We start from the raw sequence: 22,956 nt of genomic DNA, 5'->3' as shown, positions 1-22,956 counted from the left end.
CCGGAACGAGGGGGGTGCGCGGTGTATCCGTTGGGGCTCGGCGCGGTGTCGTGGTGGTGGCTCGCGATCCTGGCGACCGCGGTGTTCTGGGCGGTCCTGGTGCCGGGAATGCCCACCCGCACGCACCGGATCAGCATGGCGCTGGCGCCGGCCGTGATGGCGGTCTTCGGCGTCGGCAGTTACTACGCGAAGCACATGGACGCCGCCGCAGTGCTCGCCATGTACTCGTTCGCGGTGGTGTCCTTCCCGGTGGGAATGATCGGCCACCGCAGGAAGTTCGCGGAGCGCCTGATGGAGGCGAAGCGGAGGGGCGAGTCGGAGGAGAACACGTGGCCTCCCGCCATGATGGCTCAGGTCTTCGTGTCCTTTGTCGTATTCGGGACCGCAGCGATCTGGACCACCCGGTAGCGGCGCGGCCCGCGGCTCACCCGCCCGCGGAAACCTCCTTCCCGGACATATGAGTCGCATGCGAACAGAGCGGAATTCCAGATACTTTCGAAGCAGGAAACGATCTTCCGGAAGTCGACCCGCTCGTGATAGCAATGGTGCCGGTCGGGGCCGGGGGTGGCCGAAGCGCCATTCGACCGGGTTGCCGGTACGTGCACCTACTCGGCAGGTCTGCTGCGATCCAGCAGCAATTGACGGTTAACCAGGGGGTTCCATTCATGCGTTCCATTACCAAGATGGTCATCGTCGGCGTGGTCGGCGGTACGGTCGCGGTGTCCGGCGTCGTGGGCGCCGTCGCGGCTGACCGCACCGCCGCCGCGCCCGGCGGCATCGCCGCCGCTCCGAAGGCGCTGACTGCCGACGACACTCCTCCGCCGGCCGTGGAGGACTTCGCCTACCCCGGCGCTGACCAGATCTTCGCGGACCGTGGCATCCGGCTGAAGAGCGGTGACGGCCACATCGTCCTCGCGCCCTGCGCTCCGGGCCTGCTGGAGGTCGACGCCCGGAACATGGCGGAGACCGACAAGGTCGGCGGCGGCCGCTTCTGCTTCACCACCACCGGCACGTCCGGTCGGCTCAGCCTGGAGCTGCCGTCGACCTACGCCGTCTCCACCTCCGACTACTCCGTCCACCTGGTCATGGTGAACGGCGCCGAGACCAAGATCCACGACCTGAAGCCGAACACCTGGAACAAGGTCGGCGAGCTCACCGACCCGCAGCAGCGCCCGTTCACCCTGATGGAGATCACCACCTCCAAGTGAGGATCCGATCAGGCGGTTTGACGCGCGTCTGATCCCCCGGTTCCGGCCCCGCCGCGTGAGTGGCGGGACCGGAACCGTCTGAGCGGTCCGCATCGCCGGAGACCGCGAGCGGCGGTGCGAACGCCCTCCGCGCCCACCCCGCAACGACGGCGGCCGACTCCACGAGGCCCAACGGGGCCGCACAGCGGGGCTTCGGCCGCACAGCGGGGCTCCGACCGCCAGGATGGCGAACGGCTGGCCCAGCGCTTCGAGTTGCTTGACGGCCGGCTGCCGCCGCTCGGGGGTGGGCCACAGGACGGCACAGGCCGGTGAGCCGGCTGTAGGCGTGCCGCTCGCGCCGCTCCAGGCGGCTGAGCGGGTTACGGGGCGACGGCCTGGCCTGGCGGCCCGTCAGAGGCCGCACGATCGCGGACTCCGCCGGACGCGGGCGGCCCACTCGTCCCCGGCCTCGGCGACGGCGGGCCCGGACTGCCGGGGCAGCCTCACCGCTGACGTGCGCCCCGCAGGTCCTCCGCGCTCCATGGCAGCGCTCCGCGATGTCGGCGAAGGCGCCGGCGGGAAACCCGCCGGACCACGTCGGACCGATCGCTACCCGAATTCACCTCTTACCGTTGGGAACCCTGTTCATGCCTCACAACTCCTCGCTCCGCTCCCGGCGAGCGGGCGTGCTGATAGCGGCCGCGGCCGCGGCCGCCGGCACGATGACCTCCTTCGCCCCGGCCGGCGCCGTGACCGGCGACGCCGCCGCCGACGGCTCGTACGCCTACACCGCCCGGATCGTCGTCGGTGACGCCCTGCGCGGCTGCACCGGCACGCTGGTGGACCCCTACTGGGTGCTGACCGCCGCGTCCTGCTTCTCCGACGACCCCGCACAGCCGCAGACGCTGGCGACCGGCGCGCCGAAGTGGAAGACGACCGCCACGGTGGGTGCCAAGTCCGTCGACGTGGCCGAGCTGGTGCCGCGTCAGGAGCGCGACCTGGTGATGGCCCGCCTGGCCACCGCCGTGGACGGCATCGCCCCGCCGGCGTTCGCCACGACCGCCCCCACCCCGGGGGAGAACCTGCGGGTGGTCGGATACGGCCGCACCAAGGACGAGTGGGCCCCGTTGAAGCCCCACACCGGCTCCTTCGCCCTCGGCACCGTGAACGCGACCGGCGTCAGCATCACCGGCACCGGCGGCGCGGCGATCTGCAAGGGCGACACCGGCGCCCCCACGATCCGCGAGAGGGGCGGCAAGACCGAACTCGTCGCCGTCGCGTCCCGCTCCTGGCAGGGCGGCTGCCTCGACACCCCGGCCACCGAGACCCGCACCGGCGCGACCGCCACCCGCATCGACGACCTCGGCGGATGGATCTCCTCGACCGTGGCCGCCGGTGGCGTGTCGGTCAAGTCGGACACCAAGCTGACCTCCGGGCAGTCGGTCGTCGGCGCGGACCTGAAGCTGACCATGCGGCCGGACGGCGACCTGGTCGTCACTCACCGGCAGGTCGACAGCGGGATCCTGTGGTCGAGCGGGACGTCGGGCAACAACGGCGCCTGGGCGTACGTCCAGCCGGACGGCAACTTCGTCGTCTACAAGAGCGACGGCAACCCGGCCGCCGGCACCGGCGCCCTGTGGGCCTCCGGCACCTGGGGCCAGAGCGGCGCGTTCCTCAAGCTCCGGAACGATGGCAACGTGGCCATGGTCAAGGCCGACGGCAGCTCCACCGTGTGGTCCGCCGGCACCACCCGCCTGGATCAGAAGCTGGACAGCGACACCAGGATCAAGCCCGGTCAGTGGTTCCAGTCGCAGACCGCCGTGGTCGAGATGCAGCAGGACGGCAACCTGGTGCGCTACCGCCGCGTCGACGCCACACCCACCTGGTACACCAACACCGCCGGGAACAAGGGAGCGTGGGCGTACCTGCAGTCGGACGGCAACTTCGTCGTCTACAAGAGCGACGGCAACCCGGCCGCCGGCACCGGCGCCCTGTGGGGCTCCAACACCTGGGGCCAGAGCGGCGCGTTCCTGAAGCTCCAGGACGACGGCGGCCTCGTGCTCTACAAGAAGAACTCCGCCGAGACGGCCGCCAACTCGGTCTGGAGCGCCACGACCTTCCGCCCCGGCACCCGGCTCGCGGCCGGCCAGCAGACGTACGCGAAGACCACCCGCCTGGCGATGCAGTGGGACGGTGACCTCGTCCTCTACCGCCTCAGCGACGACGCGGTCCTGTGGCGCAGCAACACCGCCGGCAACAGCAACGCCTTCCTCCGGATCCAGGACGACGGCAACGCCGTCGTCTACACCGCGGACGGCAGCCGCGGCCTCTGGGCCTCCGGTACCTTCTGGTCGGCAGGCGCCTTCCTGAAGCTCCAGGACGACGGCAACCTCGTCGTCTACAAGGCCGACGGCGGCGAAGGCATCGGCGGCGCGATCTGGTCCACCAACACCTTCGCCTGATCCCGGGCCGGCCTCACCGCACGGACCGCCGACGGACCGCGCGGCGCGGGAGCCCCGGACGGCGGGGTGTGGTTGCGGCGTCGGTGCTACGCCCTCTACCACCCAGGGCCTACGAGGCCCGCTGACGCCGGTGCCGCTGAGACCAGCGGCACCGGCGTCTGGGCGATCGGAAGGGTATCGGGCGGCTTCCATCAGTCACGACGTCCATCAGTCACGACGTTCCCCTGCGCCCTCGAAGACACGCATGAAGCGCGACTCTGTCGGGGGCATCGGAGCTTTCCCGAGCATGCCCGTTGACCAGCGGGCATGCTCGGGGCTGATCGACGCTACGAAGGTGTCGAGATGTCAGTTGCCACTCCACGTGGTGCGGATGGCGGGCCGCGGGGCCGATCAGCGGCTGACACCGGGAGAGCCGGGTGCGGTCGGTGCCCGCGGCCGTCGCGTGCCGCGACAGCCGCGCGAACGCCTCCCGGGCGGCGTCCGCGGCGGCAACGTCCCGCAGGCCGTTCTGGACCTCCTCAACGACAACCGCCGCCAGTACAGCCAGGCCGTGTGGGCCAACGCCGACGAGCCGACGCTCGGCCGCATCCTCGTCGACTACTCCTGCATCGGCGTCCCCACCCCCGCGGCGAATGGAGGCCCCGGAGTGAAATGAAATCCGTTTTCATTTAGGCTAGGGTGAGTCGCGCTTCCCCGGGGCGTCGTGCCGACCCCGGGAGCGAGACCGACCGCCTGCCCGCCCGATCCGCAACGGAGTCGCCTCCCCATGTCCGCTCACTGCCAACTGACCGGCCGCAAGCCGTCCTTCGGCAACGCGATCTCCCACTCGCACCGCCGCACCCGCCGCCGGTTCGACCCCAACATCCAGCGCAAGCGCTACTGGCTGCCCAGCGAGGGCCGGTTCGTGCGCCTGACGCTCAGCGCCAAGGGCCTGAAGACCGTGGACGCCATCGGCATCGAGACCGCCGTCGCCCGCATCCGCGCCCGGGGGGAGAAGGTCTGATGGCCAAGCAGAGCAAGATCGCCAAGAACGAGCAGCGGCGGGCGACCGTCGCCCGGTACGCCGAGCGCCGGGCCGAGCTGAAGCGGGTCATCGCCCACCCGTCCAGCACGCCCGACGAGCGAGCGGCCGCCCGGCGGGAGCTGGACCGCCAGCCCAGGGACGCCAGCGCCACCCGGATCCGCAACCGCGACAGCGTGGACGGCCGCCCGCGCGGCTACCAGCGCGCCTTCGGCCTCTCCCGGCTCAACCTGCGCACCATGGCGCACGCCGGGCAGCTCCCCGGCGTGCGGAAGTCGAGCTGGTGAGCGCGGTGACCGAACACGTGAGGCTCCCCGTCGTCGTGGTGGCCGGGCTGCACCGCGCGGAACGCCGCCGTGCCGTCCAGGAACTGCTGGACGGCAGCGTCAACGGCGTCGTCCTGCACCACGATCTGCGCGACGCCGGCCGCGGCACCGTCCACCGCGAACTGCGCGACGGCGACGGTGCGTACGACACCACCGACGTCCCGCTGGCCAACGACTGCGCCTGCTGCGCCCTGCGCGAGGACCTGCTGCCCGAGCTGGCCAGGGTCGCCGAGGCCGGGCAGCACGGGCTGGCGATCGTCGAGCTGTGGGGCGGCAGCGACCCGCACCCGGCGGTCGAGGTGATCGCCGGCGGCGAGGTGGACGGCCGCCCGACGGCGGAGTTCATCGAGCCGGCGGGCGTAGTGGTCGCGGTCGACCCCGACCGGCTGCTCGGCGAGCTCTCCGTCCCGGACACCCTGGCCGAGCACGGCGAGCACACCTCGCCCGACGACACCCGCACCCGTGCCGAGGCGCTCGCCCACCAGATCGAGTACGCCACCACCATCGCCGTCGCCCGCGGCGGTGCGGCCGGGCTGGCGATGCTGCGGCAGCTGCACCCGACCGCCCGGCGGGTCCTGCTCGGCACCGGCGAGCTGCTGCGGGCTGCGCTCGGCGGCTTCGACGTGGCAGCGGCCCGCGACCGGGTGAACCCGGCCCTGGCGCTGCTGCCGCAGCCGGCCGACGAGGCGGGCGTGGCCACCCTGGTGTGGGAACGGCGGCGCCCGCTACACCCGGGCCGGCTCTACGAGGCGCTGGAGCTGCTGGTGCCGGCCGCCCAGCGCAGCCGGGGCCGGTTCTGGCTGGCCAACCGCGGCGAACTGATGCTCGCCTGGGACGCCGCCGGCGCCAATCTCGCGGTCGAGGAGTGCGGGCCCTGGCTGGCCTCGCTGCCGGACGCCGCCTGGGAGCAGTACCCGCCCGCCCGGCGGGCCGCCGCGGCCCTCGACTGGCACCCCGCCCACGGCGACCGCGTCCAGCAACTCGTCTTCACGGCCGAGGGGTTGGACGTCGACGGGATCACCGATCTGCTCGACTCCTGCCTGCTCACCGACGCCGAGCTGCTGGCGGGGGAAGCCGGCTGGAAGGCGCTGCCCGACGCCTTCGAGGACCTGCTCGAACCCGTCTCCTGAACGACCGTACGAAGGAACCGACATGGCCAAGCGCCCCACCGCCGGACGTCCGGCCCGTCCGCGCCCGAACCCGCTGATCGAGGCGGGCATCACCCGCATCGACTACAAGGACACCGATCTGCTGCGCAGGTTCGTCTCCGACCGCGGCAAGATCCGCAGCCGCCGGGTCACCCGGCTCACGGTCCAGCAACAGCGGGCGATGGCACGGGCGATCAAGAACGCCCGCGCCATGGCGCTGCTGCCCCACACCTCGACCACCCGGTAGGGGCGTGTCCCGTGGCCGTACCCAAGTGCAGGACGTCCCGCAGCGCCACCCGCCACCGCCGCGCCCAGTGGAAGGCGAGCGCGCCACGGCTGGTGCCGATCACCGTCGACGGGCGCGAGCACCTGGTGCCGCGCAATCTGGTCCGCGCGTACGAGCGCGGGCTGATCCAGCCGTGAGGGAGAGGGGCCGCGGCGCATGCGCCGCGGCCCCGCACCCTTCCCGGGGTCGGCTGCGTTCGGCGGCCGTCAGGACTGTCGGGTTGTCGGACGGGCGGCATGGGCGGCGTGGGCGGCACGGGCTGTGACCTCGGCTGCCTCGCCGGTGCCGAGCTTGATGCTCGCCGCCCCGTGCGGGCCGGTGGCGGGACTGGAACCACAAGGTCCACCGGCCGCTGCACTGCCGGGACGCCGCGACGCCTACCGCCGGTTGGCCGGCCTGCGGATCAACCGCTCGGCGCGGTCGAGTGCGGCCTGCGTCGACTCGATGAGTTCGGTGTCTCCCTTGGCGACCCGCAACCGCATCGCCTCTTGCAGATGGGCGAGGGCACCCGCGAGGTCGCCGCGCTCCATCAGGTGCTTGCCGAAGTGCTGGAGCGCGTAGTCGACGAGTTCCGGATGGTGGCTTCGCGCGGTGTTCAGCGCGCTGCGGTAGAGCGCGTCCGCGGTCCGCACGTCGCCGGAGTAGCGGTGCGCGTCGGCCAGGTTGAGCCCGGTGGCGACGACGGCCCCGGTGTTGCCGAGAGCGGCGGCCAGGTCGAGCGACCGCTTGAGGAACGTACGGGCGTCCTCGTGATCGCCCAGGCACATCCGGCCGATGCCGATCCACCTGGTCAGGACCCGAGTGCGGGCGTGGTCGCTCCCTTCGGGCAGGCCCCGCAGTTCCTCGTGGAGGCGCCCGAGCGCGGTGGTCAGCTCGTCCCGGTCGGTGGGGACCATCTGCAGGTCATCGTCGTGAGTGATGAGGTGCCCGAGCACATGACCCTCCGTCGTTCGGTTCCGCTCAGCGTGGCACTACAGGTGGTCGGTCTGGTGGCGCAGGTCAGCCAGCAGGCCCGCACCGTGGGGCGTGAAGTGCTCACGCAGCAGCTCGAGTTCGCGCATGAGATAGCGGACGGCCGGCAGGCCCTCGTCGTAGGAGGCCTGGAAGCTCGCGTGCCCGTCGGCGGTCAGGACCTCGGCCGCACTGCCCCGGTCACCGACGCCGAGGCGGTCGACTCCCGCCCCCGCCGGACGGCGCCTTCAGCATCGGCTGACCCCGCGCCGGGGCGGCCGGCCCCGGAAAACCACTGGGCGTCCGCCCGTTCCCGTCGGTAGCGTGCGGGGACGATCCCGGAGGTGAGACGGTGCGGCCGCTGCTGCTGATGGACGTCGACGGGCCGCTGAACCCGTACGCGGCGAAGCCGTACCGGCGGCCCGAGGGCTACGAGACCCATCGGCTGATGATGCCGAGCTGGGAGGCCGCCGAGCGCCGCCGGCTCGCTGCGTGGGGCCTGCCCCACAAGGCGCCGAAGCTCCTGCGGGTCTGGCTCAACCCGGACCATGGCCCGGTCCTCGCGGCGCTACCGTACGACCTGGTGTGGGCGACCACGTGGCAGGAGGAAGCGGATGCCTTCATCGCCCCCCTCCTCGGACTGCCCGCCCTGCCGCACATCGCCTGGTCCGAGCCGCGGCCCGAGCCGGACGGCGGGGTGTTCTGGAAGACCCCGCAGATCGTCGCCTGGGCGCGCGGCCGCCCGTTCGCCTGGGTCGACGACCTGATCACCGACGCCGACCGGGCCTGGGTCGAAGCCCACCACCCCGGCCCGGCCCTCCTCCACCACGTCGACCCGAAGGCCGGCCTAACGGCGGACGACTTCGCCCGGCTGACGGACTGGGCCCGCCAACTCGGCTGACGCCAGCGGCGTCACTTCCTCCGAGTCCTTCGGCCTCGAGTTCGGTTGGGCCGGCGCTTCGCCCGCACCGGTGTGCTGCCCCGGCCCCATCGCCCGCGGCACATTGAGTACTCTTCCGGCATTGGTCTCCGCGCTGGCGCCCGACCTTCGCTGTCGGCCATTACTAGTACTGCAACGACACTTCGACATGCCCTCTTCGCTTGTAGTAGCTGGCGCGTGCCCGGGCTTGGGCTTTTCTGCGCCAGTGGGACCAGGCGAGCGCATGCCGGATTCCGTGGCGTATCGGAGAGGAGACGCGGTTGAACAGCCGTCGTGCCTCGTTCATGCTGATGGGCACGAGGGCTTCATCAGTTCGAGTTTTTTCGTCCCCTTTTTTGTCTCGGCCCGCAGGATAGCAAGGAAAGCGAGAGCGGCCATCGAGAGGGTGATGTGCCGGTACCACGGGGTGTAGCCGCGGACCTGGTAGTGGTCGAGGCCAGCCTCGTTCTTCGCGGTCTGGAAGCACTCCTCCACCATCCACCGCGCCCCCGCGATCTCCGTGAGCTTTTCAAGTGGGGTCCCGGTCGGGCAGAAGCAGATGTAGTAGGCGATTTCCGTGGGATCGGAGGTGCTTCGCCGGGCGAGCAGCCAGTGGTCCCATCCCTCGCGCCGCCAGGGCCGGATCGGGGCCGCGGCCCAGTTGTACTCCCGCGGGCCGTGGGCGCCGTCGCCGCAGCTCAAGCGTTGCCACGCCTCGTCCGGAAGGCGGCCGATCAGCTCGTGCGCGCGGGCCTGGCCGAAGAACTCCATGGTCATGACCATCTGGGATTTCGGAACTGCGAGCACATGGGGGATGTCGTTCTCTTCCAGCCAGAGCCGCAGGCGCCCGGTCTGGCCGTAGAGTTCATCGGCTGTCACCCAGCCGAACGGCACTTCGGATTCCACCGCGCGTTTCAGCATCCGCAGTCCGATATCGGGTTTGGTGGCGAACTGGACGTCGTCTCCGATGCCCGCCGCCCGGCAGCGTTCACGGTCCGAGGTCCAGTCCTTCGGCAGGTAAAGCTCCCGGTCGATCAGCGCCCGGCCCCGGTTGGATCCGTAGGCCAGGAAAACCGCCACCTGGGAATTCTCGATCCGTCCCGCTGTGCCCGAGTACTGGCGGGCCACGCCCGCCGACCGGACACCCTTCTTCAGGAATCCTGTCTCGTCGAGGATGAGAACTCCGTCATGGGGATCGCCGATGTTCTCCAGAACGGCATCACGGACATCGTCGCGCAGCGCGTCGGCGTCCCACTGGTAGTGGTTCAGCAGGCGCTGCATCCCCTGCGGGCCATCGTCGCCGGCGGCCTCGGCCAGGGTCCAGCCGTTCTTCCGCTCGGCCTCGCCGAGCAGTCCCCGCAGGTAGGACACCATCCGCCGCCGGGGCTCCACCCGACCGAAGCGGCCGGCGAACCGCGCCGTGAAGTCAGCAAACTCGCCCGACCATCCGTCAGTTATGTCTTCCAGCACGAACACACTCAACGAAGTGAGCACGCGCAACGTTACGGAGTGTCGTTGCAGTACTAGAGACCCGCGAGCGCGGGGCCGATCGTCAGGTATCCCCAACTGGCCACGCCGTGTCGGAGCAACCCCCGCGAGCGCGGGGCCGATCCCCCAGCACCGTGCCAACGGGTACAACGTCGGGAGCAACCCCCGCGAGCGCGGGGCCGATCATGCGACGTCTTCGGCCCGAACAAGCTCCGGGGAGCAACCCCCGCGAGCGCGGGGCCGATGACCGGCTGGAGGAGGCCCGGCGCACCCTCGGCGAGCAACCCCCGCGAGCGCGGGGCCAATGGCTTGCCGATGCGGTACGCCAGGGTGGTCGTGGAGCAACCCCCGCGAGCGCGGGGCCGATGTGGGCGGACTGGCGGGTGATACCGCCGACCGCGAGCAACCCCCGCGAGCGCGGGGCCGATGTCCTCACCAACTGCATGGTGCTGACCGAGGGGGAGCAACCCCCGCGAGCGCGGGGCCGATTCGGAGATCGAGGCGATGCGGGACTGCGTACCGGAGTAACCCCTGCGAGCGCGGGGCCGATCCTTCGCTCTCCGGGGTGATCCACTCCGAGAGGGAGCAACCCCCGCGAGCGCGGGGCCTATGCGGTGTCCACGATGACGCCCTCGCGGCCGCCGGAGCAACCCCCGCGAGCGCGGGGCCGATGCGGCAGCTCAATTTCGGGTGTGACAAATCGAGGAGCAACCCCGCGAGCGCGGGGCCGATCGCCCCTGCGGGCACCACAGGACCCGGCCGCCGGAGCAACCCCCGCGAGCGCGGGGCCGACTTACCAGTCTTCTGGGAAATGCCACTCACGTAGGAGCAACCCCCGCGAGCGCGGGGCCGATCAGTCGGTCCAGGGGGTGGGGATGTCGACCGCGGAGCAACCCCCGCGAGCGCGGGGCCGATCCCAACTCGGTGGCAAGCCCCGCGAAGCGCCGGGAGCAACCCCCGCGAGCGCGGGGCCGATGCGGCCGGGTTGGCGCCGGGGCACGGGGCGTGGGAGCAACCCCCGCGAGCGCGGGGCCGATAGCTCTCTCCCCCCGCTCAAGCTCTCGACCCTGGAGCAACCCCCGCGAGCGCGGGGCCGATTACGCCCTCGCGTGCCTCTGACCTGACCGCCGGGAGCAACCCCCGCGAGCGCGGGGCCGATTGGGCGACGACGTTCGCGCCGGGCGCCAGGTAGGAGCAACCCCCGCGAGCGCGGGGCCGATGCGTGCTTGGCCAGCAGGACGCCGGCCTCGTAGGAGCAACCCCCGCGAGCGCGGGGCCGATCTGGGTGACGGGGAGGCGTCCCCGAGCCGAAAGGAGCAACCCCCGCGAGCGCGGGGCCGATGGCAGGTGACCACATCTCCCCGCCTCACCGCCGGAGCAACCCCCGCGAGCGCGGGGCCGATCGGGAGTGCACTCTCGGTAACCGGGGGCCGTGGGAGCAACCCCCGCGAGCGCGGGGCCGATCGGCCGTCGGGGGTGGGTGCGATCGGGCCGTGGGAGCAACCCCCGCGAGCGCGGGGCCGATCGCCTCCTTTCAGGGTTGACAGAGAGTCACGGAGAGCAACCCCCGCGAGCGCGGGGCCGATAAAATATTCGAGCTTTTCTGTCCAGTGTCTCCGGAGCAACCCCCGCGAGCGCGGGGCCGATTGCGGGGTGACCGCGAGCATCCCGGCCGGCGGGGAGCAACCCCCGCGAGCGCGGGGCCGATGCGCGCCGCTCGGTAACGGCGCGGCCCCGATCGGAGCAACCCCCGCGAGCGCGGGGCCGATGCGCTGGCCCGCACCAGGTCGTCCCCGGCGCCGGAGCAACCCCCGCGAGCGCGGGGCCGATCACACCCGCCGCTCCCAACACCTGGGGTGGCAGGAGCAACCCCCGCGAGCGCGGGGCCGATTGGCTGCCGCTGCCGGCCGAGTTCCCGTCGCCGGAGCAACCCCCGCGAGCGCGGGGCCGATACTTGCTGACCTGCGGCGATTGGCGTCAGGGGGCGCCGATTGATTCAGTTCGATTGGACGGAAACCTGGAGGGCAAGTGATGTCGTACCGTCATTCTCGTCACGCCAACCCGAGTTGCCAGCATCATGTCCCGTGCTCCCGAAGCGTACTCGCACGTGGGGGTCGGGATGATTGTCGAGGACCTCTGATAGCGGTGCCCGCCGGAAGTCAGAGGCTGGTTGCGTGCCTTGTGGGACAAGGTCGCGCGCGAGGAAGGCCGGTGGGTCTGCTCCGGGTTCCAGCGGCTTGACCACGGCTGCGCGACCGGGGAGAGCTTTCCCTCCCCGCCAGGGCCGGCGACCACCAACCGGTTCGGTGTGGGCGCTCGGAGTCGCGCGACCATGTCCTCGAACCCGAGCTGTTCAGGCAGTCCCGTGCGCGAGTCGCTTCCGTGAGGCTGCTCCAGCTCTCACGGAAGCGGCATCGCGGCCCGTTCCCGTAGACCGCGGACGTCGGCCTTGCCGCGCCCTGCTCCAGGACCTCGTGGGTCAGCCCGTCCACGGCTTCCTCGGTGTTGGCGGGGCGGCCCCGATTCGGTGGATCGCCGGGGCGAGCCGCCGGAGACCTCGCTCGCTGACCAGGGCCGCAAGCACGAGAACCGTCCGCAGCCTTCCGACCGGGCGACCCGTAAATCCGGGCGCAGACCGTCCCCTGTGGTGCCGTAGCATCCGGACGGCACGACGCACAGCTGTTCACGGGGGAGTACCGCACTTGTTCAAGAGATCGACGCCCGCGTTGTCCGGAGCGGGCGTACGGGCCGCCCGTGCGGCCGTACTGGCGGTCTCGGGTGCCCTGGTGCTGAGCTCGTGCTCGCTCGTGGAGCCACTGGTCGGAGGGGCGGAGAAGCCGAGCAAGCCGGTACGGGTCGAGTCCCGGGAGGAGGCGCTGCTCCGGGCGGACCAGGTGCAGAACCACGTGTGCGAGCTGACGGGCCTCGAACGCGATCCGTGGACCAAGCTCATCGCCTACTCCAGGTGCTCGGGGCGGGGGACGGGCATCGCCGATGAGGGTGAGGCGTACGAGCTCAGCTCGGCGATCCGCTTGAAGGCCACGGACGACCAGCGTCCCGAGGTGGTTCGGGCACTGCGGGAGAAGCTCGCGGGCGAGGGCTTCAAGATCACCTCGAACGAGCCGGATTCGGCCGATCAGTCCACGTGGGAGTTCGAGGCCGTCCACGAGCCCGACCGCTACACCGTTCGCGCGGGTGAGGCGAAGCCCGGCCAGGGCGTGGGTGTCGTCGTCACGCTCCCCTGCCAGGATCCGCCGGCCACCGCGGCCTCGCCTGCTCTGTCGGTCCCCCTCTGACGACCGCAGTGGCGAGCACCCACTCGGCGGCGGTGACGGTGCGCCGGGTGGGCGGCTGACGGCGGCAGGCTGGTGGGTCCGGAACGAGTGGCCGAACAACGGGCGCCACGGCCGTCTACTGCCCGATCGCGGCGGCCTCGGCCGTCTACCGCCCGGTCACGGCCACTTCGGCCGGCCCCAGGCCGTGTCGATCCGGACGCGCGGCCGCGGACCGCCGATGCTCATCGCTACCCGGCGGCAACTGCCGCCGGGCGACGTGTGGTTCGCGGCTATCCGAAGCCGCGGGCGTCCTGCTTCAGCGCGGTGTCCACGGTGAGCGCGGTCGCCAGGACGAGGCTGAGCAGCGGGTCGGCGAGCGGGCGGTGGATCTGGAGCACGTAGTTGTCGGCCGTGGTGAACATCGTCTTCGCCAGGCCCTCCCACGTCTTGGTGATCCGGGCGACCTCGGTGTCCGTCGCGTCGACGATGGAGAAGTTCCAGGCCCGCCAGTTCTCGGCCTTGATGGCGCCGATCCTCTGGCCGTTGACCTCGAGCGCGAAGTCGATCTTTCCGATGACGTTCTGCTGGATGATCCGGCCGACCTCCTGACCGTTCGGACGCTGCACGATCACCCGCGACTTGATGAGCTTCGCCGGGCGGGTCAGCAGCAGCACCGGGGTGCCGTGCGCGTCGCGGATCTCCAGCTTGTGGGTCAGGTACTGGTCGATGGAGGAGAGCAGCCGCAGCACCTTGCGCAGACCGCTCTGGCCGACCTGGACCACCGAGCCCAGCGTGGCGCCCTGCTGGTCGAAGACCGAGTACTCGTTGGTCAGCTCGATCAGCTTGACCTTCTGGTTCACCACCAGGACGGGCTCGGAGAAGAGGGTGCCGCCGCCACCGGAGACGGGTCCGACGCCCGCCTGGTGCTGTACCTGGCGCTGCACCCTGGCGGCGTCGCCGGACGGAGCGGCCGCCTGTCCGGGGAAACCGGAGGTGTTCGTGTTCTGGGACATGGCGGGCAGGCTAGGGCCAGGCCGCCGCGGACAGCCAGATCGTTTGCACCGGCTCCCGGGTTCGTTCGGTCGCGAACTCGACAGGGAGGTCGGGGCGTTGCGAATGACGAGCGACCGGTACTCGGCGAAGTGGATGTGGCAGATGTCACATCCACTCGGCCTGATTCGAGTTCCGTGCCGGCGCCTGGTCCGTCGCTCAGGCAGTGCGCAGTGCAGAGGCGTCCGGCTGCTCCGGTCCGACTTCCGAGACGACCGTCAGGGGAGCGGGGGCCTCGGCGTCCTCCTCCGTCCGCCGAGCCAGCTTCGACTTGAGGCTGATCAGGCCGCTCCTGACGTGCGGAGCGGCCTTCACCGCGACGATCCCCAGGGCGACGCCCGCGCCGAGGATCCCCAGGGCCACCTTGGTCCCGGGGAACAGCACGGCGTGCGTGGTGAGTTCGTTGTCGTCGTTCCGCGCCAGCGCGCTCTTCCCGCCAGAAGTGCTCGACTGCGAGAGGTGCGTATCGGAGGGGCGCTGTACCAGCATCAGTTCCCAGGTCGAGTCGTCCCAGTTGACATCCATGGCGCCACTGTAGGGGTGACCGGGTGTGCCGCGGTCCGAAACGTCGTCAGGAATGGTCCTTCTTGCGGTGGTTGACGATGCTGGCGGGGGCGCCGCTGTAGTTGCAGTCGGCGCACTTCTGCCACGAGCAGTCCGGATCGGCGACAGCGGCATGGCGGACGGAGTGGTGTGAGCCGTAGCCGTGGGCGTGGAGCAGTTGAGCGACGGACCCGTCGTACTTGAGCGCCATGAGCGCTGCTTCGGCGATCTTGTCGTGGCCGGCGGCGAAGAACTTGCCCAGGCCAACGTCCTTCCCGCAGCCGCACCAGCACTTTCCGGTCGGGATGAGGCGAGGCTTCTCGTTGTTTGGCATGAAGCCAAGGTATCAATCCTTGGGTCGAAGTCAAGATGTCAATCCAAGGATTTCGTACGAGGATTGAGTTGATGTCAGACGGCATGCAGGCGGCTGCGGCGGGACTACTGCGCGAGGTCTCTCCGGGGGTGCGACGACCCGTCACCGGCCCAGTTCGGGGTAGTAGCCGCGCTGGTACGGCGACAGATCGGTCACAGCGAGCTCCGCCGCACCCCGGCAGATCACGCAGACACGACGCCGGTGACAGACAGGGCAGTTGACCCGCCCGCGGGCCGCGTCAGGGCGCCAGCCGCGTCCTCCGCAGTCATGGCACCAGCCCAGGCCGTCGCACTCGTAGCACAGTACATATCCGAGGGTGACGGTCTCGGGCGTGAGCAGGGGTTCCGGGCGTCGGAACTCCTCCGGCTCGTACAGGGCCATCGCCGGTGTCTGCCCGCTGAACCAGAGAGTGGACATGTGCTCGACCGCACAGATCTCGATGCCGCAGCCGTGGCGGCGGCCGGTGACGACGAAGCGGACCGTCCCGCCGGCCTCCTCCCGCGAGGTCGCGACCTTCCAGCCGGCCGATTCGAGCAGGGCGGCCCCGCGGGACGCGGCGTCGGCGGCGGTGACGTTCGCGGGGCGCCTTCCCGTGAAGCAGCCGACCGAGTACCGGTAGCGGAGCGGCTCGTGCCAGTCGACGACCTCCGGCTCGGCGAGGAACGGCGGGCTCAGATCGCCAGCGGGAGCCAACTCGTCTATCAGCTTGACGAGTTGTGCTCGCAGCACCTGGCCCAGCCGGTCCAATTCCTCCCGCGCCCGGTACGGGCCCCATGGCGCCCTCCTCCTCACCCGGACCTGCCGTCGCCGGGATTCCATGAGGGGATCATGGCACCGGGCCTGTGTCGGCGAACGGTCGTGGCCGGTGCGGCCTCAAGCCGATCCGGACGTGGTTGCGCGATCCCCGCGAGCGCGGGGCCGAGGGCAGCGGCGCCATCCACGACTTCCTCAAGAAGGAGCAATCCCCGCGAGCGCGGGGCCGAGCAGCCCGAACTGGCCCGCGCGAACACGATCTTCGAGCAATCTCCGCGAGCGCGGGGCCGAGGCGGTGAAACTCGGCGGCAACGACTACCGGCAGGAGCAATCCCCGCGAGCGCGGGGCCGAGGGGGTCGTGAACCAGGGCGAGCCCGTGGTGTGGGAGCAATCCCCGCGAGCGCGGGGCCGAGGTCGGCGCGCCGAACCGGCTCACTGGCCGCATGGAGCAATCCCCGCGAGCGCGGGGCCGAGTCCTGGGCCACGGTCCCCTCCTAGGGGTCGAGGGAGCCATCCCCGCGAGCGCGGGGCCGAGACCGAGACCGCCGCCCGTCGGCCGACCACGGTGGAGCCATCCCCGCGAGCGCGGGGCCGAGAATCGGCGTACTGGGCGATCACGGCCCTGTCGGGAGCCATCCCCGCGAGCGCGGGGCCGAGGTCGCGGACGGTGGACGGCTTGATGCCGGCCACGAGCCATCCCCGCGAGCGCGGGGCCGAGGACGAGGAATCGCTGCGGATGGGCGGCAAGGAGGAGCCATCCCCGCGAGCGCGGGGCCGAGTACTTCAACGTCAGCGCCGCGGACACCCTCCAGGAGCCATCCCCGCGAGCGCGGGGCCGAGGGGGCGTTCGGCAGGCGCGACCGCCTGGGCTGCGAGCCATCCCCGCGAGCGCGGGGCCGAGCGGGGACTACCTGAGGGGCGACGATCTCCAGGGGAGCCATCCCCGCGAGCGCGGGGCCGAGTCCAGGTAGCCGAGGCAGGGGTGTGACCAGCCGGAGCCATCCCCGCGAGCGCGGGGCCGAGCGCGGCTACCTGCCGACCACCGACGGCATGAGGGAGCCATCCCCGCGAGCGCGGGGCCGAGGCTGGGCAGGTACTCCCAGCTCCATGTCACGCGGAGCCATCCCCGCGAGCGCGGGGCCGAGCGGGGAGGCCTGTCCCTCGTCGGCGGGCATCAGGAGCCATCCCCGCGAGCGCGGGGCCGAGGGGGCGGAACCACCCCGCCGGCCCCGGAACACGGAGCCATCCCCGCGAGCGCGGGGCCGAGCCCGGTCTGCTCCGGCCGAAGGGCGCGCTGCCGGAGCCATCCCCGCGAGCGCGGGGCCGAGGGCCCAACCCGAGCCCGGCCCCGAACACCTGCGGAGCCATCCCCGCGAGCGCGGGGCCGAGGTCGTGGTCGACGACGGCAGCTTCGATCGGGAGGAGCCATCCCCGCGAGCGCGGGGCCGAGCTTCAAGAGTGCGCGTGCTCGGCTGTTTGGATGGAGCCATCCCCGCGAGCGCGGGGCCGAGAGCGTGATGCGGAGCTTCCACGTGCTCGCGGCGGAGCCATCCCCGCGAGCGCGGGGCCGAGGCTTCGTGACCTGCACCGATTCTCCTCAGAGGGTGCCGATTGATTCAGTTCGAATCGGTAGACGGTCCATGGCAGCACTCATGTGGTGTCGTCACCTCTTCTCACGGCCAGGCCATTGTCAATGCTGCGGCTCCCGAAGGGTACTCGCTCGTGGAGGGCGGGATGAGTGGTATTGCCTGAGGTCACGGGCGGGCTGGGTTGTGAGCGAAGTCGGCTGGGCGGGGCCGGGGTTCTGCTGATGTGCCATTGGCTCGCTGCTGCCGGTCCGTCCGGGATCTGTGTCGGCCGGGACGGCGTCGAGGGTGAGCATTCGGTCGGTCTGCAGGACGCACGCTTCGGTGTAGGCGGCCGGCCGTGCGACCGAGTTCGTGAGGAGGAGTTGGGCGCGGTCCACGTACGACCAGAAGTCGGACAGGTTCTCGTTGCGCAGGTGCCCCGCCTTGAACACCAGGCGTCCGTCTCCAAGGTCGGCGCCGACCTGGGGCGGCGCATCGAGGACGCGTTGATGGACGGCCACGGGCACGCGTCGGACGGCGCGGGCGGCCGTCGCCGCATCGAGGCAGGCGCACACAGCGCGGCGCGCGCCCCAACCGTCGTCGTGCCCGCCCCCCTGCCGCCGGTCGGCGCGTCGGCGGGAGGAGTGGGGCGGACGGGGTGTCAGAATCGGCGGGTTCATGCCCATGGCGGGGATGCGTCGGGAGTGCGGCGCCACGTCCGAAGGAGCGAGCGATGAGTGGCGGCGGGGAGCAGCCGGAGCTGGGGCAGGTGCCGGAGACGGCATTGTGGACGCTGTGGCACCGGGCGGTGGAGGCGCGGCGGCCGGACACACTGTTGCCGGATCCGGTGGCGGTGGATTTGGTGGAGCGGATCGACTATCCGTTCGCGGCGCGGTTCGGGGAGAACGCGCTGCTGAGCCAGCTCCAGGCGCTGCGGGCGGCCTGTTTCGACCGGGAGGTGGCGGACTTCCTGACCCGCTGTCCGCGTGGCACGGTGGTCGGGCTCGGGGACGGGCTGGAGACCCAGGCCTGGCGGGTCGACAACGGGCGGGCGAGCTGGCTGTCGGTGGACCTGCCGGAGGTCGCCGAGTTGCGGCGCCGGCTGCTGCCGCCGGACGAGCGGCGCCGGATCGTCGCCCGCTCGGCCACCGACCCGGGCTGGATGGACGAGGTGGATCCGGCGAACGGGGTGCTGATCAGTGCCGAGGGGCTGCTGATGTACCTGCGGCCGCAGGAGGTGCGCGCCCTGATCGCGGCCTGCGCCGAGCGCTTCCCCGGTGGGGCGATGGTGCTGGACGCGGTGCCGCGCTGGTTCAGTCGGCGGGCCGTCGAGGGCAAGCTGCGGGACCGGTACTACCAGGCGCCGCCGATGCCGTTCGGGATGGACGCGGACGAGCGTGGCCGGCTGGCTTCCGCGCACCCGCGGGTCACGGACATCCGCGAGGTCTATCCGGAGGGCGGGCGTCTGCCGCTGAGCGCCCTGCTGCCGCTCGTGCGCTGGATCAAGCAGCGCCCGTCCGTCGTCGCGCTGCGTTTTGCCGAATCTTGAAGAAACGCAGGTCAACCTGGAACCATGGTGTGGGGGCGTACGTCGTAACCACGGGTGATCGGCCGGGGGGACAGGCCGCCCGGCACGTTAGGCTCGCTCCGGGGGAGCGGCCTGGTGCCGCCATCGGATGAACTGCCGGGACGGGCACGCTGCTCCAGGGGGAGCGCGGCCGGTCCCGTCCTGCCACGGAGGGACTGGCCTTGCACATCGACGCCTGGATCGAGGGGATTCCGCCGACGGCGGTGTACGCCGTAATCGGTCTGATCATCGGGCTGGAGTCGCTGGGTATCCCCTTGCCCGGCGAGATCGCTCTGGTCACGGCGTCCCTGATGGCGGTCAAGGGTGTGGTGAGCCCGTGGGGCGTCGCGATCTGCGCGATCGCCGGCGCGATCATCGGTGACTCGATCGGTTACTCGATCGGGCGCAAGGGCGGCAAGCCGCTCTTCGAGAAGCTGGGACGCAAGTTCCCCAAGCACTTCGGGCCCTCCCACCTGGCCACCGCCGAGCGCTCCTTCCAGAAGTGGGGCATGTGGGCGGTCTTCTTCGGCCGCTTCATCGCCCTGCTGCGCATCTTCGCCGGTCCGCTCGCGGGCGCGCTGAAGATGCCGTACTGGAAGTTCCTGATCGCCAACGTGCTGGGCGGTGTCGTCTGGGCCGGTGGCACGACGCTGCTGGTCTACAAGGTCGGCAAGAGCATCGAGCCCTGGCTGGCCCGGTTCTCCTGGGCGGGCCTGGGGGCGGCCCTGCTGATCGGCCTGCTCTCGGCGTGGATCATGAAGCGCCGCACCGCCAAGACGCATGCCAAGATCGAGGCGGAAGAGGCGGCCAAGGCCGCCGCCGCGGCCAAGGAGCCGGTCGCCGACTGACCACCCCCTCCGGCCGGTCTCCCGATCGGTCGTCCGTCCGGTCTCCTGGCCGGTCCTTGCGGAGGACCGGTCACGGACGGGTCCTCCTCCGCAGCCACCGTCGTGGTGCCTCGGGCCCTCGGAGTAGCATCGGCCGGGTACTGCCGATCTTGCACTCCGGAGGGCCCGATGTCTTCGCAGCCGACCTGGGACGCCGTGGACGCTTACTTCTCCGAGCAGCTGGTCGGGCACGATCCGGTGCTGGAGGGCGCCACGGCCGCCGCCGACGAGGCCGGGCTGCCGAGGATCGCGGTGGCCCCCAACCAGGGCAAGCTGCTGCACCTGCTGGCACTGACCCAGGGCGCGAAGCGGATCCTCGAGGTCGGCACGCTCGGCGGCTACAGCGCGATCTGGCTGGCCCGGGCGCTGCCCGAGGACGGAACCCTGCTCACCCTGGAGCTGGACCCCCGGCACGCCGAGGTCGCCCGGCGCAACCTGGCGGCCGCCGGGCTGACCGGGACCGCCGAGGTGCGGGTGGGCCGGGCCGCGGACTCGCTGGCCGAGCTGGTGGAGCAGGGCGTGGACCCCTTCGACCTGGTCTTCATCGACGCCGACAAGCCGAGCAACCCGGAGTACTTCCGGCGGGCGCTCCAGCTGACCAGGCCCGGCTCGCTGATCATCGTCGACAACGTGGTGCGCGGTGGCGCGGTCGCCGACGCGGCCAGCACCGACCCGGCGGTGGTCGGCACCCGAGCGCTGCACGACCTGATCGCGGCCGAGCCGAGGGTCGACGCGACCTCGGTGCAGACGGTCGGCAGCAAGGGCTACGACGGCTTCACCCTGGCCCGCGTCCGGGGCTGACCGCGGGCCGGGTGCCGGCTTACCGCGGACCTGGCGTCGGCTGACCGCGGGCCGGGTGCCGGCTTACCGCGGGCCTGGCACCCACTCGCTCGCCTGCCACCGACTTGCCACTCACTTGCTTATCTGCGACTGACCCGCGCGCCCGCGCGTCACTCGCCCACCGGAGAACGGAGACATCGTGCGGATCGGACTGCTGGGAACCGGCCCCTGGGCGGAACGGGTGCACGCGCCCGTCCTGGCCGAGCACCCCGGGCTGGAGTTCACCGGCGTCTGGGGCCGCCGACCGGAGGCGGCCGAGGCGCTGGGCGCCGCGCACGGCGTGCCCGGGTACGCGGACCTCGACCGGCTGCTGGCCGAGGTGGACGCGGTCTCCATCGCGCTGCCCCCGACCGTGCAGTCGGGCCTCGCGGTGCGGGCCGCCGAGGCCGGGTGCCACCTGCTGCTGGACAAGCCGGTCGCGCTGACCGTGCCGGACGCCGAGGCCGTGGTCGAGGCGGTGCGCGAGCACAAGGTCGCGTCGGTGGTCTTCTTCACCGTGCGCTTCGGCGGCGAGCAGATGCCGTGGATCGAGCGGCAGGCGGAGCTCGGCGGCTGGTTCACCGGCCGCTCGGACTGGCTCGGGTCGGTGTTCGCACCCGGCAGCACCAGCCCGTACGCCGCCTCACCGTGGCGGGTGGAGAAGGGGGCGCTGTGGGACGTCGGCCCGCACGCGCTGTCCGTACTGCTGCCGGTGCTGGGTGACGCGACGCAGGTGACGGCGATGGCCGGTCCGCTGGACACCGTGCACCTGGTGGTGCGGCACGCCGGGGGAGCCTCCAGCACGCTCGCGCTCAGCCTGACCGCGCCGCTCGCGGCCGGCGGGACGGGCATGGAGCTGCGTGGCGAGCACGGCGTGGTGCAGCTGCCCCCGCGCGGCGAGGGCCCGGTCGCGGCGCTGCACCGGGCGCTGGACGCCCTGCAGGCCTCGGCGGCCTCCGGCGAGCCGCACCCCTGCGGGGCGGACTTCGGCCTGCGGGTGGTGGAGATCCTGGCCGCCGCCGAGCGCTCGCTGGCGGGCGGCGGACCGGTGGAGGTCTGAGCACCGGCGGACGCCTGAGCAGGTGACACGGCGGGGCCGGGTGCGGAGGGAGATCCGTACCCGGCCCTGCCGCGTCACCCGGCCCCGCCGTTCCACCCGCCCCACCGCGTCACCCGCCCCGCCGCGTCGCACGTGGGCGTCACCCGCGCGTCAGTCCGGTGGCAGCGGCAGCGGCGGAGGGGTGGCGGATGGACGGCGGTCGACGGGGCGGGCCGGCGGGATGACCGGGGCGCGGAAGTCGCGCGGGCCGGTCCACAGCGCCGGGACGGCGTCGCCGCGGCGGGCCAGCTCGTACGCCAGCGCCTCGTAGTTGACCCGCCAGCCGTGGAAGTGCACCCAGGCCTCCTCGACCGGGCGCTCGCGCGGGAAGCCGGCCGCGGTGATCATCGCGACGGCGCCCAGGTACTCGGCGTAGGTCAGCCGGATCGGGACGTCCGGGTCCGGGTCCGCGTCGAAGTCGAACCGCAGTGAGCGGGCGATGTCGCGCAGGGCGGTGAAGCCGGCCCGGAGCACCAGCCGGGCCTCGGGCGGGGCCGAGCGCGGGCAGAGCGCCAGGTGCAGGGCGGCGGCGTCCATCACGGCGATCAGCCCGACCACCCAGCTGCGGTTGGGCTGGGGGGAGCGGAAGGAGAGCAGCACCGGGTAGTTGGAGTGGCTCTCGCCGATGTCGGCGGCCAGCCGCTCCCAGTCCCGGTAGAGCTGGGGGAGCGCGGTCTCGGTGTCCACCAGGGACTGGCGGGCGAGCAGCTCGGGGCCCCAGGCGGGCTCGCCGGCCCGGGACTGCAGCAGCGTCACCTCGGTCTCGCGGCGCTGGTAGGCGGCGTAGAGGGTCGGCAGGTAGGAGATCTGGAGGGCGATCACCAGCGGGCCGCTGGCGGCCGCCAGGAAGTCGATCGCGGACAGGTGCAGCCGCTCGCCGCTGGCGAAGCCGAGGGTGAAGAGGCTGGACCCGGCCTCGCGCACGGCCACCGACCAGCTGAGTTCGGAGGTGCCGTGCAGCAGCAGGGTGTAGGCGATCAGCATGCAGCTGAGCCAGACGCCGAGCATGCCCAGCAGCACCAGCGGCGCCAGCCAGGTGAGCGCCCGGTCCTGCGCGTGGTAGCCGCGGGACGGCCCGGCGAACAGCCGCAGCAGCTTGCGCAGCACCCGCCAGAGCCGCATCACCAGTGCCGAGTAGAGCCCGCGCGGAACGACCAGGGTGCGCAGGATGCTGCCGACGACCAGCAGGAGCAGCAGCGCGCCGAGCGCGGTCTGGATCATCCTCATGGCGCC

22 protein-coding genes and 3 CRISPR repeat arrays are annotated in these 22,956 nt (G+C 71.9%); of the genes, 15 read left to right on the top strand and 7 right to left on the bottom strand.

What is annotated here, in order from left to right; genetic code table 11:
- Window positions 1-21: 21 nt before the first annotated feature.
- The 9 genes from ACZ5OX_RS16555 to rpmF all read left to right on the top strand — a co-directional run bounded on the left by ACZ5OX_RS16555 (window position 22) and on the right by rpmF (window position 6,567).
- On the top strand, window positions 22-408 hold the full coding sequence (locus tag ACZ5OX_RS16555) for a hypothetical protein (RefSeq protein WP_465630471.1): 387 nt from the start codon (window positions 22-24) through the stop codon (window positions 406-408).
- 257 nt (window positions 409-665) lie between these two features.
- Complete coding sequence (locus ACZ5OX_RS16550; RefSeq protein WP_465630470.1) at window positions 666-1,208, top strand: hypothetical protein; 543 nt, start codon at window positions 666-668, stop codon at window positions 1,206-1,208.
- Between the two features lie 626 nt (window positions 1,209-1,834).
- A complete protein-coding gene (locus tag ACZ5OX_RS16545) occupies window positions 1,835-3,649 on the top strand; it encodes a trypsin-like serine protease (RefSeq protein ID WP_465630469.1) in 1,815 nt (604 codons plus the stop codon).
- Between the two features lie 442 nt (window positions 3,650-4,091).
- A complete protein-coding gene (locus tag ACZ5OX_RS16540) occupies window positions 4,092-4,304 on the top strand; it encodes a hypothetical protein (RefSeq protein ID WP_465630468.1) in 213 nt (70 codons plus the stop codon).
- A gap of 111 nt (window positions 4,305-4,415) precedes the next feature.
- Window positions 4,416-4,652, top strand: a complete 237-nt coding sequence (gene rpmB, locus ACZ5OX_RS16535; protein ID WP_465630467.1) for a 50S ribosomal protein L28 — start codon at window positions 4,416-4,418, stop codon at window positions 4,650-4,652.
- Entirely contained in the window at window positions 4,652-4,957 is a 306-nt protein-coding gene (gene rpsN / locus ACZ5OX_RS16530; RefSeq protein WP_449792125.1) for a 30S ribosomal protein S14, read from the top strand. The genes rpmB and rpsN overlap by 1 nt, the downstream gene beginning before the upstream one ends.
- Window positions 4,958-4,962: 5 nt before the next feature.
- A complete protein-coding gene (locus tag ACZ5OX_RS16525) occupies window positions 4,963-6,126 on the top strand; it encodes a CobW family GTP-binding protein (protein ID WP_465630466.1) in 1,164 nt (387 codons plus the stop codon).
- Between the two features lie 22 nt (window positions 6,127-6,148).
- The gene (gene rpsR / locus ACZ5OX_RS16520; protein WP_465630465.1) at window positions 6,149-6,391 is read left to right on the top strand and encodes a 30S ribosomal protein S18; all 243 of its coding nucleotides are present in this window, start codon (window positions 6,149-6,151) and stop codon (window positions 6,389-6,391) included.
- Window positions 6,392-6,402: 11 nt separating this feature from the next.
- The gene (gene rpmF, locus ACZ5OX_RS16515) at window positions 6,403-6,567 is read left to right on the top strand and encodes a 50S ribosomal protein L32 (protein ID WP_449807718.1); all 165 of its coding nucleotides are present in this window, start codon (window positions 6,403-6,405) and stop codon (window positions 6,565-6,567) included.
- Window positions 6,568-6,807: 240 nt separating this feature from the next.
- Here the strand turns inward: rpmF and ACZ5OX_RS16510 are convergent, their stop codons facing one another.
- Window positions 6,808-7,326, bottom strand: coding sequence for a tetratricopeptide repeat protein (locus ACZ5OX_RS16510; RefSeq protein ID WP_465630464.1), 519 nt, complete (start codon window positions 7,324-7,326; stop codon window positions 6,808-6,810).
- 425 nt (window positions 7,327-7,751) lie between these two features.
- Between ACZ5OX_RS16510 and ACZ5OX_RS16505 the strand changes: the two genes are divergently transcribed.
- A complete protein-coding gene (locus ACZ5OX_RS16505) occupies window positions 7,752-8,282 on the top strand; it encodes an HAD domain-containing protein (RefSeq protein WP_465630879.1) in 531 nt (176 codons plus the stop codon).
- A gap of 321 nt (window positions 8,283-8,603) precedes the next feature.
- Here the strand turns inward: ACZ5OX_RS16505 and ACZ5OX_RS16500 are convergent, their stop codons facing one another.
- The gene (locus ACZ5OX_RS16500) at window positions 8,604-9,767 is read right to left on the bottom strand and encodes an IS701 family transposase (protein ID WP_465630877.1); all 1,164 of its coding nucleotides are present in this window, start codon (window positions 9,765-9,767) and stop codon (window positions 8,604-8,606) included.
- 115 nt (window positions 9,768-9,882) lie between these two features.
- Window positions 9,883-10,460: a CRISPR direct-repeat array (repeat unit 29 nt; unit sequence GGAGCAACCCCCGCGAGCGCGGGGCCGAT).
- Window positions 10,461-10,551: 91 nt separating this feature from the next.
- A CRISPR array of direct repeats spans window positions 10,552-11,740; the repeat unit is 29 nt; unit sequence GGAGCAACCCCCGCGAGCGCGGGGCCGAT.
- A gap of 750 nt (window positions 11,741-12,490) precedes the next feature.
- Between ACZ5OX_RS16500 and ACZ5OX_RS16495 the strand changes: the two genes are divergently transcribed.
- Complete coding sequence (locus ACZ5OX_RS16495; RefSeq protein ID WP_465630463.1) at window positions 12,491-13,084, top strand: hypothetical protein; 594 nt, start codon at window positions 12,491-12,493, stop codon at window positions 13,082-13,084.
- A gap of 269 nt (window positions 13,085-13,353) precedes the next feature.
- On the opposite strand, the gene ACZ5OX_RS16490 is transcribed toward ACZ5OX_RS16495, so the two are convergent.
- From ACZ5OX_RS16490 to ACZ5OX_RS16475, 4 genes are all read right to left on the bottom strand, one after another.
- The gene (locus tag ACZ5OX_RS16490; RefSeq protein WP_465630462.1) at window positions 13,354-14,076 is read right to left on the bottom strand and encodes an LURP-one-related family protein; all 723 of its coding nucleotides are present in this window, start codon (window positions 14,074-14,076) and stop codon (window positions 13,354-13,356) included.
- Window positions 14,077-14,272: 196 nt separating this feature from the next.
- Window positions 14,273-14,638: a hypothetical protein gene (locus ACZ5OX_RS16485; protein ID WP_465630461.1), complete on the bottom strand. Its 366-nt coding sequence runs from the start codon at window positions 14,636-14,638 to the stop codon at window positions 14,273-14,275.
- Between the two features lie 46 nt (window positions 14,639-14,684).
- A complete protein-coding gene (locus ACZ5OX_RS16480; RefSeq protein ID WP_465630460.1) occupies window positions 14,685-14,990 on the bottom strand; it encodes a hypothetical protein in 306 nt (101 codons plus the stop codon).
- Between the two features lie 141 nt (window positions 14,991-15,131).
- Window positions 15,132-15,848 (bottom strand): hypothetical protein, encoded by a 717-nt coding sequence (locus ACZ5OX_RS16475; RefSeq protein WP_465630459.1) that lies wholly within the window; start codon window positions 15,846-15,848, stop codon window positions 15,132-15,134.
- A 75-nt stretch (window positions 15,849-15,923) separates the two neighbouring features.
- Window positions 15,924-17,355: direct repeats of the CRISPR family, unit length 29 nt; unit sequence GGAGCCATCCCCGCGAGCGCGGGGCCGAG.
- 729 nt (window positions 17,356-18,084) lie between these two features.
- On the opposite strand from ACZ5OX_RS16475, the gene ACZ5OX_RS16470 reads away from it, so the two are divergent.
- From ACZ5OX_RS16470 to ACZ5OX_RS16455, 4 genes are all read left to right on the top strand, one after another.
- A complete protein-coding gene (locus ACZ5OX_RS16470; RefSeq protein ID WP_465630458.1) occupies window positions 18,085-18,900 on the top strand; it encodes a class I SAM-dependent methyltransferase in 816 nt (271 codons plus the stop codon).
- A gap of 200 nt (window positions 18,901-19,100) precedes the next feature.
- Window positions 19,101-19,766, top strand: coding sequence for a DedA family protein (locus ACZ5OX_RS16465; RefSeq protein ID WP_449792137.1), 666 nt, complete (start codon window positions 19,101-19,103; stop codon window positions 19,764-19,766).
- 168 nt (window positions 19,767-19,934) lie between these two features.
- Window positions 19,935-20,606, top strand: a complete 672-nt coding sequence (locus ACZ5OX_RS16460) for an O-methyltransferase (protein WP_465630457.1) — start codon at window positions 19,935-19,937, stop codon at window positions 20,604-20,606.
- Window positions 20,607-20,784: 178 nt separating this feature from the next.
- Window positions 20,785-21,684, top strand: a complete 900-nt coding sequence (locus ACZ5OX_RS16455; protein WP_465630456.1) for a Gfo/Idh/MocA family protein — start codon at window positions 20,785-20,787, stop codon at window positions 21,682-21,684.
- Window positions 21,685-21,834: 150 nt separating this feature from the next.
- On the opposite strand, the gene ACZ5OX_RS16450 is transcribed toward ACZ5OX_RS16455, so the two are convergent.
- On the bottom strand, window positions 21,835-22,950 hold the full coding sequence (locus ACZ5OX_RS16450; protein ID WP_465630455.1) for a hypothetical protein: 1,116 nt from the start codon (window positions 22,948-22,950) through the stop codon (window positions 21,835-21,837).
- Window positions 22,951-22,956 lie beyond the last annotated feature (6 nt).

It is taken from the genome of Kitasatospora sp. NPDC032121 (genome assembly GCF_055580145.1).
Note: the sequence above shows the minus strand (reverse complement) of the source record. Positions and strands in the feature narration are given on the sequence as shown.